At 58.7% G+C, this 15,101-nt stretch carries 12 protein-coding genes; 3 read left to right on the forward strand and 9 right to left on the reverse strand.

What is annotated here, in order from left to right; genetic code table 11:
• Positions 1-95: 95 nt before the first annotated feature.
• The 9 genes from AB5Z02_RS13010 to glpT all read right to left on the reverse strand — a co-directional run bounded on the left by AB5Z02_RS13010 (position 96) and on the right by glpT (position 10,001).
• Positions 96-1,286, reverse strand: a complete 1,191-nt coding sequence (locus AB5Z02_RS13010; RefSeq protein ID WP_201950490.1) for an amino acid aminotransferase — start codon at positions 1,284-1,286, stop codon at positions 96-98.
• A gap of 145 nt (positions 1,287-1,431) precedes the next feature.
• Positions 1,432-2,373 carry a hypothetical protein gene (locus tag AB5Z02_RS13015; RefSeq protein ID WP_368216126.1) on the reverse strand — a complete coding sequence of 314 codons (942 nt, stop codon included), beginning with the start codon at positions 2,371-2,373 and terminating at the stop codon, positions 1,432-1,434.
• A 171-nt stretch (positions 2,374-2,544) separates the two neighbouring features.
• Positions 2,545-3,417 carry an HTH-type transcriptional regulator HdfR gene (hdfR, locus tag AB5Z02_RS13020; RefSeq protein ID WP_201974614.1) on the reverse strand — a complete coding sequence of 291 codons (873 nt, stop codon included), beginning with the start codon at positions 3,415-3,417 and terminating at the stop codon, positions 2,545-2,547.
• Entirely contained in the window at positions 3,417-3,788 is a 372-nt protein-coding gene (locus tag AB5Z02_RS13025; RefSeq protein WP_005350885.1) for a DUF413 domain-containing protein, read from the reverse strand. The genes hdfR and AB5Z02_RS13025 overlap by 1 nt, the downstream gene beginning before the upstream one ends.
• Before the next feature lie 298 nt (positions 3,789-4,086).
• A complete protein-coding gene (gene eco, locus AB5Z02_RS13030; protein WP_005337529.1) occupies positions 4,087-4,569 on the reverse strand; it encodes a serine protease inhibitor ecotin in 483 nt (160 codons plus the stop codon).
• 218 nt (positions 4,570-4,787) lie between these two features.
• Positions 4,788-5,876, reverse strand: coding sequence for a glycerophosphodiester phosphodiesterase (glpQ, locus tag AB5Z02_RS13035; RefSeq protein ID WP_005337531.1), 1,089 nt, complete (start codon positions 5,874-5,876; stop codon positions 4,788-4,790).
• 106 nt (positions 5,877-5,982) lie between these two features.
• Positions 5,983-7,470: a glycerol-3-phosphate dehydrogenase gene (glpD, locus tag AB5Z02_RS13040; RefSeq protein WP_368216127.1), complete on the reverse strand. Its 1,488-nt coding sequence runs from the start codon at positions 7,468-7,470 to the stop codon at positions 5,983-5,985.
• A gap of 311 nt (positions 7,471-7,781) precedes the next feature.
• Positions 7,782-8,540 (reverse strand): DeoR/GlpR family transcriptional regulator, encoded by a 759-nt coding sequence (locus AB5Z02_RS13045; RefSeq protein ID WP_005347045.1) that lies wholly within the window; start codon positions 8,538-8,540, stop codon positions 7,782-7,784.
• A gap of 102 nt (positions 8,541-8,642) precedes the next feature.
• Complete coding sequence (glpT, locus tag AB5Z02_RS13050) at positions 8,643-10,001, reverse strand: glycerol-3-phosphate transporter (protein ID WP_005337540.1); 1,359 nt, start codon at positions 9,999-10,001, stop codon at positions 8,643-8,645.
• 489 nt (positions 10,002-10,490) lie between these two features.
• Between glpT and AB5Z02_RS13055 the strand changes: the two genes are divergently transcribed.
• From AB5Z02_RS13055 to AB5Z02_RS13065, 3 genes are all read left to right on the forward strand, one after another.
• On the forward strand, positions 10,491-11,339 hold the full coding sequence (locus tag AB5Z02_RS13055; protein WP_005350866.1) for an MIP/aquaporin family protein: 849 nt from the start codon (positions 10,491-10,493) through the stop codon (positions 11,337-11,339).
• A 53-nt stretch (positions 11,340-11,392) separates the two neighbouring features.
• Complete coding sequence (gene glpK / locus AB5Z02_RS13060) at positions 11,393-12,895, forward strand: glycerol kinase GlpK (protein ID WP_005337546.1); 1,503 nt, start codon at positions 11,393-11,395, stop codon at positions 12,893-12,895.
• Positions 12,896-13,120: 225 nt separating this feature from the next.
• Positions 13,121-15,097, forward strand: coding sequence for a methyl-accepting chemotaxis protein (locus AB5Z02_RS13065; RefSeq protein WP_335873923.1), 1,977 nt, complete (start codon positions 13,121-13,123; stop codon positions 15,095-15,097).
• Positions 15,098-15,101 lie beyond the last annotated feature (4 nt).

Genomic DNA, 15,101 nt, shown 5'->3' on the forward strand with positions numbered 1-15,101 from the left:
GACTGTTTGACGATCAGCCGTTGGCGATCAAAAAAGCCCGTCACCAAGGTGACGGGCTTTTTCATGGCATAGTGCCAGAGCAAAAGGCGATGCGATTACAGCACCTTGGCAATGGCCTCGCACAGGGGATCGATATTGGCGCGGGTAATCCCGGCTACGCTGATCCGGCCTGAGCCGACGATGTAGATGGCAAATTCGCTCTTGAGGCGCTCCACCTGCTCCTTGGTGAGACCGGAGAAGGAGAACATGCCGTTCTGCTCGCGGATAAAGCTGAAATCCTGGCTTACGCCGAGGGCAGCCAGCTTCTCGACCAGCAATTCGCGCATCTCGCGAATGCGCACCCGCATGGCAGCCACTTCTTCGACCCACTCGGCATAGAGCGCCGGATCGCTCACCACGGCGGTGACCACAGCGGCGCCGTGTGACGGCGGGTTGGAGTAGTTGGCACGGATCACGGTCTTGACCTGAGTGAAGGCCACATCGGCGATCTCCTTGGTCGCGCTCACCAGCGTGAAGGCGCCGACCCGCTCGTTATAGAGGCCGAAGTTCTTGGAGAAAGAGCTCGCCACCAGCAGCTCGTCATGGCACTCGGCGAAGATACGCAGGCCTTCGGCATCCTCTTCGATACCACGGGCAAAACCCTGATAGGCGAAGTCAAACAGCGGCAACCAGCCGGCGGCCGCACTCTGCTTGGCCAGCGCGCGCCACTGCTCGCTAGTGGGATCGATACCGGTCGGGTTGTGGCAGCAACCGTGCAGCAGCACCAGCTCACCCGGCTGCACTTCGGCCAGCGAGGCCTGCATGGCGGCAAAGTCGAGTCCCTTGGTGGCGGCGTCGTAGTACTTGTACCACTTGACGGTCAGGCCCGCGGCCTGGAATACGCTGACGTGGTTGGCCCAGGTGGGATCGGAGATCCAGATGGTCTTGGCCAGACCGTTGCGCACCACGAATTCGGCCGCGATACGCAGGGCACCGGTACCGCCCGGCGCTTGCGCGGTCTTGGCACGACCGCTGGCAACCAGCGCAGAGTGCTGCCCGAACAGCAGTTGCTGCACGATGCGGCCATATTCGATATTGCCTTCAATACCGAGGTAGTTCTTGGTCTTCTCGTCGGTCAGCAGCTTCTGCTCGGCTTTCTTGACGCAGTGAAGAATTGGGGTGGCACCGGACTCGTCCTTGTAGATCCCTACGCCCAGATTGATCTTGTGGCTGCGAGAGTCAGCGCGGAAGGCTTCGGTCAGGCCCAGGATCGGATCCGCTGGGGCGGCAACAACCTTTTCAAACATGGTATTCCCTGTATTCCGTTGAGTTCGTTGGGTGGCAAAGCGGCTTGATAAACAAAAGCGCTCATCTGGCGAGCGCTTCGTCAACTCTTTATATCACCGCGTTCAATGGGGGAAAACCGCTTTTTGGCTCGCTTTCAGGCCAATTTCAACCAACGGCATGCCACGCTGGCGCCAGTGCGCACACCTCGGCCGACAAGCCACCATTGGACTCAACCAAACCGCTACAAACTGCTAACAATGGCTTGGGGATCCGGCTCGGTTCCCACGGCCTAGCCTCAATCAAAGGTTGGGCATACGCACTGAGAATGGGGGCCAGATCACGGGGCAACCACCAGCTGGCCGGACGACCCAGCCGCTGGGCCAGCGCCTGCAGCCGATCCACCCCGGCAGGGTCGAGAGCGGTGAGATGACTCCACAACACATTGGGGGGCAAGGCGGCCACCACCTGCTGCAAGGCTAGAGGAGCCGATGGAGGGGCCCACACCAGCAAGGTGCCGGGTTCAAGAGGCAGCTCGGCAAAGGCGCCGACGCTGTCTGTGGTGATCACCCGCTCGATACTCCCCTCCCCCCACAGGATCTTGCCAAGACCCGCCAGGGTGCGCTCGGGTAGCGCCACCTCCCCCAGCGCCTGCAACCAGGGGGCTGCGTCGATCAGGGTGCCACCGCTGAAAAAGAGGCTGAACGGCTGGGCTGCGCGCAAGCGCAACAGCTGATCGGCGCAAAGCCGGATCCCCTTGTCCTCGAAATCGATCTGCTCGTTGGGGGTGAAGTTCACCTCGCTCTTGCGATAGAGCGCCGCCAGCACCCGCTCGTTGACCTGCTCCCCCAATTGCCAGCCCTGAGCATGCAACCACTCCTCAGGCTCGGGGGGAGCGGTGGCGATCTCGGCCAGCATCAGCTCGCGGGTGAGATAGCGCCGTCCGGCCAGGGTGAGCTCATAGCTGTGGCTGCCATGGGCAAGCAGCAGCTGGTTATCCTTGAGCAGCCCCACCAGCGGTTGCCACTGGCGGCCACGGATCACCACAGGTGAGTGGCTCAGCAACTGCTGCGCCAGCGCCCGCCATTCGGGGTGACTAAAGTCGATCAATTACAATCCATCCCTGTCAGTGCTCAATCGGATAAACAGCCTGAAAAGGTACCGTTACAGGCCGATGACGCCAAGCCTCCCGCGCCAATTACGTGACCTCGCTCCCTGCAATTTTCCCCAAACAGAAGAGCCCACCGTGGGGTGGGCTCTTCCTTGGATAACACTCGACGCTTATTCGACGTTGAGGCACAGCTCGGCGTCGTGCCAACCCAGTGGCAGGGTCAGCAGCTGATCGATCAGCTCCCGGCGATCGGATTTCTCCAGATAGGCGAGATAGAGCGGGCGGCTCAGCGGCTGGCCCCCCTCCACCAGATGGAGCGCCCCCTTCTCGAGGAAGGGGCTGACCATCCGCCGTGGCAGGTAGGCAGCACCACCGTTGGCCAGCACGAACTGCAACGCCATGCTGGCGGAGCTGGAGTGCAGCACCGGGGTCTTTTGCAGGCTCTGCAACCGGCTGGGTTGCGGCTCGAAGCTGGTGCCCCAGTCGAGGTGGATGTGCGGCATCTGCATCAGGTTGTCGGCATTGGCGGCCGGATCCCGGCTCACCAGCTCGAACACCAGCTCACCGATGGGATGCAGGGCAATCTCGTCGATCTTGGTGGGTTCGGAGAGCAGGGCCAGATCGAGGGAACGCTCCAGCAACTGACGGCAGAGGTGCTCGCGGGAAGCCGTTTCCAGCCGCACCGCCAAACCGGGCGCCAGCGCATAGATATGATTGAGCCAGTCGTTGAAATCGAGCTCCCAGAACACAGCGGGCGCGCCGATAGCCAACTGCTGGCTGAATCCTGGCGAGAGTGCCACATCCTGCTTGGCACGACCAAGGGTGTGCAAGATGGCGTCTGCGTAGGGCAGCAGACGCTCACCGGAGGCGGTCAGGCGGATGTTGTTGCGATGACGGGCAAACAGACTGACACCCAGTTGCTGCTCTAGCTGGCGGATCCGGAAACTCACCGCCGACTGGGTCAGGTAGAGATTTTCAGCAGCCCGGCCAAAGTGCCGGGTCTTGCTCACCTCGATAAAGGTCCGAAGCAGCTCGGTATCCATTAATCGATGGACTCGTCACTGCCACCACCGCTGCCACCACCGACATCAAAGCTGCCGCCACCGCTGCTCTCTTCGCTGGCGCCGCCAACGACGGTGCAGAGGCGATGAACGCGCTTGGGACCGATCACCTTGAGGTACTTGAACCACACCTTGGCATGGGGGTTGGCACCGGCTTCGCCGGATTTGACCTGCTCGACAAAGGCGGACTCGACATCGTCACGGGGTGCAAGGTTGCCCTGGTAGAGTGCCAGCATGGCGGTACCATACTTTTCCAGACTGTCCGCTTCGGCCACAGTGAATTCGCCACTGCGACGCAGGCCACGGGGAAAATGTTTGAAGTCGTTGAAACGCTTGTCTGATTCGAAGCTCATAGTGCTCTTTTTTCTGGTTAGTTTGACCTTTGCGGGCAAGTATCATCAGGCCATCGCCGAGTGCAAAATCAATTTTCTCACTATGTTAATAAATATCTTTTATCGAAGTCACTTTGCCCCATCGTTGACGCCGATTTTGTGGCATAACACACAAAAAACGTTGATAAATAATAAACTTATGTAAACGCGCAGCCAATTTACACGTCACTTTTTGGACTGTGCAGGCAAAAATAAAGCGCCATACGGCGCTTTATTTATCACATCAGGTGAACCAGCTGAACCTTTGGTTCAAACATGCTTACTCAATCATGGCCGGTTGGGCCAGGTTGTCGGCACGCCACAGACGGTAGCGCACTTCATACTCCTGCGGCACGTAAATCACGAACGGCAGTTTTGAGTTGTAGTTCACGAAGAAGCCCTGACCGTAGATCTGGACGAAGGTCTCTTTCTGCTGGTTATCCGGGCACATCATCAGGGTGCTGATGGGGTCGGAGACTTTGCCCAGTTTCAGGTAGTTGTAGCCCCAGCCTTTGACGCTGTGCTGTTCCAGGTTGCCTGCAAAACGCGGTACGTTGCAATCAACCATCATCTTTTTGCCGACCTGCAGCTCGACCATCATGTCGGCTTCTTTCTCGACTTCAGGCAGGCGGATCACCACACGTTCCTGATTCACGTCAGCGGCTGGGAACATGCTGATATCAAATTTTTTCGGCTCGGCGGCGAAGGCATGGCCACCCAGCAACAAGGCGCCCAGCAGGCTAAAACGCAATACGGTTTTCATCTGTACCTCATGGGGTTGGTTCAACGCCGCTAGACTAACCGCTCTGCCGATTTCATGCCAGCGATCTGCTACGTAAAAACTGCGTAAAATGATGCAGATCCGGCACACCATGACGTGATCTGGCTATTTTCTGACAGGGCGCACACTCCCGTTGCGGGAACCTGAAACAAAAAGCGAGGCCAATTGGCCTCGCTTTGCATTCAAATGGCGCCAGAGTGCTATTTGGCCGCCTCTTGATGGGCCTTGATGACGGCCACCGCCTTGTCAGGGAAGTCACTGAACACCCCGTCCACATCGGCTTGATAGAGGAAGATGTTGAGCAGATCGGTGAAGTCCTTGGCATAGGCCGGGATCTGCCCCTCATCCTGACGGAAGGTATAGGGGTGAACTTTCAGGCCCGCCGCATGGGCTTCTTTTACCATGCCGGTGAAGACCGGTTTGCCCAAAGTGCCCGGCTCGGTGACGATCATCGGCTTCCACGGGCCAATCCCTTCGGCATAGCTGGCGATGGTTTTCATCGCCCCCGGCTTGAACATCCAGTCATAGTTGTAGGGGGTCGCCTTGCCCTTGGCGTCGTAGACCATGGTCTCGTTCCAGTCGGTCTCGGCCATCAGCTGCACCAGTTTCAGATCCATACCCATGGCGGGCATCAGTTCGCTGTTGATGCGCTTGAGTTCATCGGCATCGAAGCACTGCAGATAGACCTTGTCATCCTTCCCGGTGTAGCCGTACTCCTTGAGCACCTTCAGCACCGCCTTGGAGATATCCTTGCCTTCGTGACGGAACAGCCAGGGCGCCTTGATCTCCGGATAGATCCCGATGTTCTTGCCGGTGCTCTTGTTGAGCCCCTGGATCATCTCGATCTCCTCCTGGAAGGTGTGGATCTTGAAGTCTGACTTCCAGAGCGGGAAGCGGGCCGGATAGACCGGCACCTGCTTGCCATCCACCAGCTGGAACGGTTCGGTCATACGCAGGGAACGCACCTCATCCAGGGTGAAATCCACCACATAGTAACGGCCGTCCGGACGGGCACGGCCGGGGAAACGCGCCGCCACATCGGTGATGCCATCGAGGAAGTGATCGTGCATCACCACCAACTGGTCATCCTTGGTCATCACCAGATCCTGCTCCAGATAGTCAGCCCCCATGCCATAGGCCAGCGCCTTGGACTCCAGGGTATGCTCGGGCAGGTAGCCGGAAGCGCCACGGTGGGCGATCACCACCTTGCCTTCATCGGCAGCCAACACGGGTAATGAGAGGGATGCCCCAAGGCTCAAGGCGATGAGGGAAACGGCGAGTTTTTTCATATGTGATGCTCTTTATTATTGTGTGTAGGTAATTGTTCTATCAGAGGTTTGTTGCATATTTACGGTGGAAAGCGGTGGGCAGCAGCGCACTGCCCACCGTCACTCATCAGCTCGCCTTGCGCAGAGCCTGATGGTATTGGTCGAGCCAAATCTGCAGCATCTGTTGCTCTGAGTCGTTCAGGCGCAGCCCCAGCTTGCTGCGGCGCCAGAGGATATCGTCCAGTGAACAGGCCCACTCCCGCTCGATGAGATAGCGCACTTCCGACTCGTACAGGCCGCCACCGAAGTGAATGCCGCGATCCTCTTTCAGCCAGAGACGGGCATGGGCGCCATAGGCCTCGGCAATGCGCAGGGCACTGCGATCATCGAGCCAGTCAAACTCCAGCGCAAAGGCGCGGGCCAGCTCGCGCACCGAGCAGTCAAACTCGCCGCCGGGCAGACGGCTGGTCGCCGTCCAGTCATCCCCCATCTGGCTGAACCAGGGCTTGAGCTTGTTGCAGGCGGCCTGCGCCAGCTTGCGATAGGTGGTGAGCTTGCCGCCAAACACCGACAAGAGCGGCGCACCGTCAGACTCGCCAGAGAGTTCGAGGGTGTAGTCGCGGGTCACCGCCTGCGGCGAGTCTGACTCGTCATCACAGAGCGGGCGCACCCCGGCGTAAGTCCAGATCACATCTTTCGGCGCAATTTGGCGAGTGAAGTGGGCGTTGACCACCTTGCACAGGTAGGTAATTTCGGCCTCGCTGATCTTCGCTTCCCGCGGGCTGCCGTGGTGCTCCACATCGGTGGTGCCGATGAGGGAGTAGTCCTGCTGATACGGGATGACGAAGACGATACGGTTGTCCTCGTTTTGCAGGATATAGGCCTCTTCGCGCTTATGGATGCGCGGCACTATCATGTGGCTGCCTTTAATAAGGCGAATGCCGCGGGGGGATTTCTCGTTCAGGCTCTCGTCGTAGAAGGTCTTGACCCAGGGACCCGCCGCATTGACCAGACCACGGCAGGTGACGGTGAACTGCTCGCCCCCTTCCCGCTCCAAAGTGAGCGTCCAGTGTTTGGATCCGCGCACCGCCTTGATACAGCGGGTGCGGGTCTGCACATCGGCCCCCTTGTCACGGGCCATCATGGCGTTAAGCACAACCAGCCGGGCATCGTCGACCCAGGCATCCGAGTATTCAAACCCCTTATTGATCCCTGCGGTCAAGCCATCTTGCGGCAGGAAGCGCACACCACAGCTCCCCTTGAGCTTGTCGCGCTTGGCAAGATTGTCATAGAGGAACAGACCGGCGCGGATCATCCAGGCCGGACGCAGGTGTGGACGGTGCGGCAGGCGAAAACGCATGGGACGAGCGATGTGAGGCGCCATACCGAGCAGCACCTCACGCTCCGCCAACGCCTCTTTCACCAGCCGGAATTCGTAATGTTCGAGATAGCGCAAACCGCCGTGGATCAGCTTGCTGGAGTTGGACGAGGTGGCAGAGGCGAGATCTTGCGCCTCAAACAGGGCAACCTTCAGACCCCGTCCTGCCGCATCGGCTGCGATGCCGACCCCGTTGATGCCGCCACCGACGACGACCAGATCATAATGTTCGCTCATGTTCACCTACTTTCATTTTTATGATTGCTATAACAGCAATGTTTGATTTCGCTCATTTTAGAACATGAAAATACAACAAACGAACATTTTATGATGAAAGTGTGATCGCCACAGCCCGCCAGAGGTGGCAAAGGGGACAGGTCAGCTGAGCAAATGGCGTCGGGCCAACATCGGCGAGTTAATAGCCAAAAAAACCAGATTGAATAGTGGTTTTGGCAATACCTATAAAGGGGGGATATGGGTGCAGGGATGGGGGAGAGAAAGGAGGCCGCCCTGACGGGCGACCGGCACAGCCTTGGCGTGTTTCGCCGTCAGCAGATGTGGCAGGCGATCTGGTGTTGCGCCATCAATCGCGTCAGCTTTTCCGGTGGCTCCTGATCGGTAAAGAGGGCGTGGATCTGGCTGAGATTGCCCAGATTGACCATGGCATTGCGACCAAACTTGGTGTGGTCAGCGGCCAGAAAGACCTGACGGGAGTGGGCGATGATGGCCTGGGCAATCTTCACCTCGTGATAGTCGAAATCGAGCAGGGAGCCGTCGTTGTCGATCCCCGAAATCCCGATGACGCCATAGTCCATGCGAAACTGACCAATAAAGTCGCGGGTCGCCTCCCCCACGATGCCGCCATCGCGGTTGCGGATCTCGCCGCCGGCAATGATGACGGTGAAGTCATCCTTGGCCGTCAGAATGCTGGCCACGTTGAGGTTGTTGGTGACGATGCGCAGCTCGCGGTGATCGAGCAGGGCGCGGGCAATGGCTTCGGTGGTGGTACCTATGTCGATAAAGAGCGATGAGCCGTCGGGAATATTGGCCGCGACCTCGCGGGCGATGCGCTCTTTCTCCTTGAGTTGCATCACTTTACGGGCGCTGTAGGCGGTATTGACGGTACTCGAATGCAGGGAGGCACCGCCATGATGGCGCCGGATCTTGTTCTGTTCGGCGAGATCGTTCAGATCCCGGCGAATGGTCTGGGGGCTGACGTCAAAGTGGGTCACCAGATCGTCGGTCGAGACAAATCCCTGCCGCGTCAGGACGTCCAGGATCTCCAGATGTCGTTGGGTTTGCTTCACGCTTGCACTCCGATGATGAGACAAAAAAAGGCCCCGGCAGATGCGGGGCCTTTTGGCAGTTTACCTGATCCCCTTTGGGATCAATAAGCTGAGGATCACGTTTTATGCCTTATGGGCAGCCGCTTTCTTGGCCGCAACGGCAATGTTCTCATGCTTGAGGGTCATCGCCAGCAGGATGATGGAGAGCACGCAGGAGACGGTCAGCACCATGAAGCCGCCATCCCAACCGAAGTGGTCAACGGTATAACCCAGCATGGCGTTGGCTGCCACGGCGCCGCCCAGATAACCGAACAGACCGGTGAAACCTGCCGCAGTACCGGCTGCTTTCTTCGGTGCCAGCTCAAGAGCATAGAGGCCGATCAGCATGACAGGACCGTAGATCAGGAAGCCGATAGCCACCAGCGCCATCATGTCGATGGTCGGGTTGCCGGCCGGGTTGAACCAGTAAACCAGCACAGCCAGGGTCACCAGCACCATGAACAGGATACCGGCCGGGGCACGGCGGCCCTGGAACATCTTGTCAGAGATCCAGCCACACAGCAGGGTGCCCGGAATACCGGCCCACTCGTAGAGGAAGTAAGCCCAGGAGGAGTTGTCGACGGTGAAGTGCTTGGCCTCTTTCAGGTAGGTTGGAGCCCAGTCCAGCACACCGTAACGAATGAGGTAAACGAAGGCGTTGGCGATCGCGATGTACCACAGCAGTTTGTTGTGCAGCACGTACTTGACGAAGATCTCCTTGGCGGAGAACTCCTGCTCGTGGCTCTCGTTGTAATCCTTCGGATAGTCGTTCTTGTACTCCTCGATGGGAGGCAGACCGACTGATTGCGGGGTATCACGCATCACGAAGAAGGCGATCACCGCGATGGCGGCCGCCGCTGCCGCAGGCACATAAAAGGCGCTGCGCCAGTCGTTGAACCAGCCCATCCCGAGGATAAACAGCGGGCCAATCATGCCGCCGCCCACGTTGTGCGCCACGTTCCAGACCGCAACCACTTCGCCGCGCTCTTTCTGTGACCACCAGTGCACCATGGTGCGACCGCAGGGCGGCCAGCCCATGCCCTGTGCCCAGCCGTTGAGGAACAACAGCACAAACATGATGGCAATGCTGGAGGTGGCCCAGTGCATGGTACCCATCATGAACATGATGGCAGCCGAGAGCAGCAGACCGGCGGAGAGGAAGTAACGGGCGTTGGAACGGTCAGAGACGTTCCCCATCAGGAACTTGGACAAACCGTAAGCGATGGAGACCCCGGAGAGCGCGAAACCGAGATCACCACGGGAGAAGCCCTGCTCGATCAGATAGGGCATCGCCAGACTGAAGTTTTTCCGTACCAGATAGTAGCCGGCGTAACCGAAGAAGATCCCGAAAAACACCTGCCAACGCATGCGTTTGTAGAAGGGGTCGACCTTGTCAGCCGGGAGCCTGTCGATGTGCGCCGCAGGCCTGAAGAGACTAAGCATGTTCTGCTTCCTTATTGTTGTTATGGGCGGTTGAGGATGCCCTGACCATTCCAACGAATCATGTGAGTCCGCTGATTCGTAAGCGAGCCTATTGTGCTCATATGCGCTCATTTAATCTGTGATGCATGCTCAAATATTGCAGTTTTATTACAAATAAAAGCTCCAAATGAGAAATCACTCAGCAAGCGCCAGCCCTTGTGTGGCAAGGGCCGCAAGCTACCCCCTAAGTGGTAACTGGCGGTTATCAAGATGCTTTACGTCACATTTTCTTAGCAATGAGTGGGATCTTGTCCACATTTCCTATGGAGGGGGGATGGTGAAATTATTGGGAAGGGTTATTTTCTGTCACGACCGATAACGAGCGCAAACGAGCATAACGTTTGCGCAAGACGCAAAAACAACAAGGAAACGTTTTCGGCGGCAACGGATAGACACAAAAAGATAAAACGGAACATCAAACCTCTACGGGTGGATATAAGGAACAAAAGTATGAGCATACAAAGACCCAATACCCTGCTTGGTGAGTGCATCGCCGAGTTTATCGGAACCGGCCTGCTAATATTTTTCGGCGTCGGATGTGTGGCTGCACTGGTGCTGGCAGGCGCCAACTTCGGGCAGTGGGAAATCTCCATTACCTGGGGTCTGGGTGTGGCCATCGCCATCTATGTGACCGGCGGCATTTCAGGTGCTCACCTGAACCCTGCTGTAACCCTGGCGCTGATGACCTTCTGCGGGTTCGACAAGCGCAAGGTGGTCCCCTACATCATCGCCCAGATGGCCGGTGCCTTCTGCTTCGCCGCCCTTGTCTACTTCCTTTATGGTAACCTTTTCACCCAGTGGGAAGTGACCCATAACGTGGTGCGCGGCAGCGTCGAGAGCCTCGGCACCGCCGGGATCTTCTCCACCTATCCCAATGCCCTGCTGACCAACATGCAAGCTTTTGCCGTCGAGCTGGTGATCACTGCCGTCCTGATGCTGGGCATCATGGCGCTGGGTGACAACAACAACGGCGCTCCCAAAGGTTTCGCAGCCGCTCTGCTGATCGGTATCCTGATCGCGGTGATCGGTGCCTCCCTTGGCCCGTTAACCGGTTTTGCCATGAACCCGGCCCGTGACTTTGGTCCGAAACTGTTCGCGTTCTTTGCTGGCTGGGGTGATGTTGCCCTGACCGGTGGTCGTGACAACCCCTACTTCTGGGTTCCGATCCTTGGCCCCATCGTTGGCGCCCAGATTGGTACTGCTCTGTATGTCAAAGTGCTGGCTCCCTGCGTCCCGGGCAACCGTGTCGTCACCACCGAGCAAGCGACCCAAACCGCCAAAGAAGAGGCTGCCGCATAAGAGCGGCCCCTCCAACGTATAAAAACGTGGAAAATAGAAACGTGGAGAACATCATGTCTGCTGAAAAGAAATATGTCGTCGCTCTGGACCAGGGAACCACCTCTTCCCGCGCCATCGTGTTTGATCAGGATGCCAATATCGTTGGCACCTCCCAGCGCGAATTCACCCAGCACTACCCGAAAGCGGGCTGGGTAGAGCACGACCCGATGGAGATCTGGGCAACCCAATCCTCCGTCTTTACCGAAGTGCTGGCCAAGACCGGGCTGCGCAGCGAAGAGATCGCCGCCATCGGTATCACCAACCAGCGTGAAACCACCGTTGTCTGGGAAAAGGCCACCGGCAAGCCCATCTACAACGCCATCGTCTGGCAGTGCCGCCGCACCGCCGCCATCTGTGAAGAGCTGAAAGCGCGTGGTCTGGAAGAGTACGTTCGCGAGAACACAGGTCTGGTGCTGGATGCCTACTTCTCCGGTACCAAGGTGAAGTGGATCCTCGACAACGTGGAAGGTGCCCGCGAGAAGGCGATGAACGGCGAGCTGCTGTTCGGCACCATCGATACCTGGCTGGTCTGGAAGATGACCAATGGCGAAGTGCATGTCACCGACCCGACCAACGCCTCCCGTACCATGCTCTACAACATCCGTGAGCTGAAGTGGGACGAGAAGATGCTGGACGAGCTGGGCATCCCCATGTCCATGCTGCCGGAAGTGAAACCCTCTTCCGAAGTGTACGGCTACACCACCCGTGGCGGCGGTTCCCGCATCCCCATCGCCGGTATCGCCGGTGACCAGCAGTCTGCCCTGTTCGGCCAGCTCTGCTTTGAAAAAGGGATGGCCAAGAACACCTACGGCACCGGCTGCTTCATGCTGATGAACACCGGCACCGAGCCGGTTCGCTCCAGCAACGGCCTGCTGACTACCGTTGCCATCGGCCCGAAAGGGGAAGTGAACTACGCGCTGGAAGGTGCAGTGTTTATGGGCGGCGCCACCATCCAGTGGCTGCGTGACGAGCTGAAGATCATCCACGATGCCCGCGACACCGACTACTTCGCCTCCAAGGTGGGCGATACCAACGGCGTCTATCTGGTACCGGCCTTCGTCGGTCTGGGTGCGCCCTACTGGGATCCGTATGCTCGCGGCACCATGGTCGGTCTGACCCGTGGCGCCAACCGCAACCACATCATCCGTGCGGCGCTGGAATCCATCGCCTATCAGAGCCGCGATGTGCTGGATGCGATGCAGCAGGACTCCGGCATCAAGCTGGCAGCGCTGAAAGTAGACGGCGGCGCCGTAGCCAACGACTTCCTGATGCAGTTCCAGGCTGACATGATGCACACCCCGGTAGTGCGTCCGACCCGCATCGAGACTACCGCCATGGGCGCCGCCTTCCTGGCGGGTCTGGCCGTCGGCTTCTGGAAGAGCTCGGACGAGCTGGAAGACAAGTTCAGCGTGGACCGCGAGTTCATCCCGCAGATGGACAGAGACGATCGCGCCAAACGTTACAGCGGCTGGCAAAAAGCGGTTGAGCGTTCACGCCGCTGGGCTGAAGAGGATTGATCGGGCACCCGACATTCCGTTGAGATAAACACCAGAGAGGCCGACCGCAATGTCGGCCTCTTTTTTTATGCTTTCCCTTGCCGGTTTCTGCCCCCTTCCCGCTCATTGCTCCCTCCTGTTTTTCTGCCGCCCTCTGTTGTCATCATCCACCACAACGCAATTGAGTTCTCTATCTATAATCATCATCTGGGTCGCATATGCGACCTTATTTATGAGGAGAGCGATATGGAGAGGGCGATACACCGTTTTACACTGCACTCACTCTGGTCAGGGCTCGGGATCCGCACCCGGATCCTCGCTGGCGTAGCGATACTGATGGCCATCGCCATCAGCTGCATCACCTTGATCCTCGAGCAGATATCCCACAGTCAGGCCCAGCAGCGGGTCGAACGCTACGAGCTGCCAAGCAGCGTGGATCGCATTGCCAACCAGCTGACCGCCCAGCTTATCCAGCACCTGACCGAAGCACAGGCGCTGGCCAGCAACCGTTTTGTCATCGACTGGCTGACCGCTGGCATGCCAGAGCAAGAGTGGTCCGCCATGGAGCGTTACTTTCAGGATCTGCAACGGCGGATCGGCGGCAACGTCTTTATCGCCCCCCGCCAGAGCAACACCCTGATCAACTTCAGCGGCGGCCCCACCGCCCAGAAATCGCTGAGCGAATCAGACCCGAAAGATGGGTGGTTTTTCGGCTTTCTCAAACGCAGCAAACCCTATGAGCTGAACCTCGACATCTCGGATTTTGACAAGCGCGCCTCCCTCTATATCAACACCGCCGTCACCCACGAGGGCAAGACCCTGGCAGTGGCAGGCACCTCCATCGACATGAGCGCCCTGAGCAAACTCATCAGCGGCTACCGGATCGGCAAGAGCGGTCAGGTCTATCTGGCCGACATGGAGGGCAATATCGAGATCCACCCCGAGCAGGAGGTGGAGGGGGCAGCCCACCACCAGCAATCCTTCCTCGATACCGTCAAGCGGCTTATTCCCAATGCCCGGGAACAGGTGGCCGTAGAGGCGCTAACACTGGAGGGGCAAACCTACCTCATCGCGGTACGTTACATCCCCACCCTCAACCGACTGCTGATTGGCGAGATCAACAGCGCCGAGCTGGAAGAGGGACTGCAGGAATCCCGCCAGCTCATTATCATGGTGTCGCTCGCCATCGGCGGGATCGCCATGCTGGCCTCCGCCTGGCTGGCTCACTCCATCAGTCGCCCCATTCGTCAGGCTGCCGATGGCATGCACCACATCACTGCCGATCGGGATCTGGCAACCCGTCTCGACTTCTCTGACGAGTCGGAGCTGGGGCTGATGGCCCAAAGCTTCAATCGGCTGATCCAGAGCCTGAACCAGAGCTTCTCCCGCTTCCAGCAGTCAGGCAGCGCCCTCTCCGCCCAGTCGTCCCAATCCATGCAGCAGGCCCAGGCACTGGCAGGAGAAGCATGCCAGCAGGCCCAGAGCATTCAGGAGCTGACCACTGTGGTCACCACCATCGGCGACAATGCCGAGCAGATCGCCAGCCGCTCTGAAGGGGTCAACGACGTGACCCAACGCATCGCCAACCATATGCTCAGCATCGAGCAGGATGTGACCCAGAGCGCCGCGCAACTCGACACCTTGCGCAGCAGCATCGGCAGCTCCTCTGCCCTGCTCGATGAAGTAGTGAAAGACAGTAACAACATCACCCAGATCATGAACCTCATCCGCGATGTCTCGAACCAGACCAACCTGCTGGCCCTCAATGCGGCCATCGAAGCGGCCCGGGCAGGGGATATGGGACGGGGCTTTGCGGTGGTGGCCGACGAGGTACGCCAACTGGCGGTGCGTACCCAGACCGCCACCAAGGATGTGCAGGATCTTATCTTGCGCCTGCAGGAGGGAACGCGGCAGGCCAGCAGCTCGATGGCAGACTCCCGCAACCTGAGCGAAGAGGGATACAACCGGATGAATCAGGCCAGAGAGGTGCTGGTTGATGCCACCAGCCAGATCAACCAGACCGCCCTCGAGATCAACGAGATCAGCGCGCTGGCGCAGGCGCAGAATCAACAGATGGGGCAAGCCAGAACCGCGCTCGACGAGCTGGCCATGGTGGCCGAACACCAGCGGGAACACGCGCAGGAGAGCAATGCTGCCAGCCGCGAACTGTTCGAACTGGCCAAAGCCATCGACGAGCAGATCCGCCAATACCGGATTGGCTAGACCC

Source organism: Aeromonas sp. R2-3 (assembly GCF_040908375.1).
Lineage (GTDB): Bacteria > Pseudomonadota > Gammaproteobacteria > Enterobacterales > Aeromonadaceae > Aeromonas > Aeromonas veronii.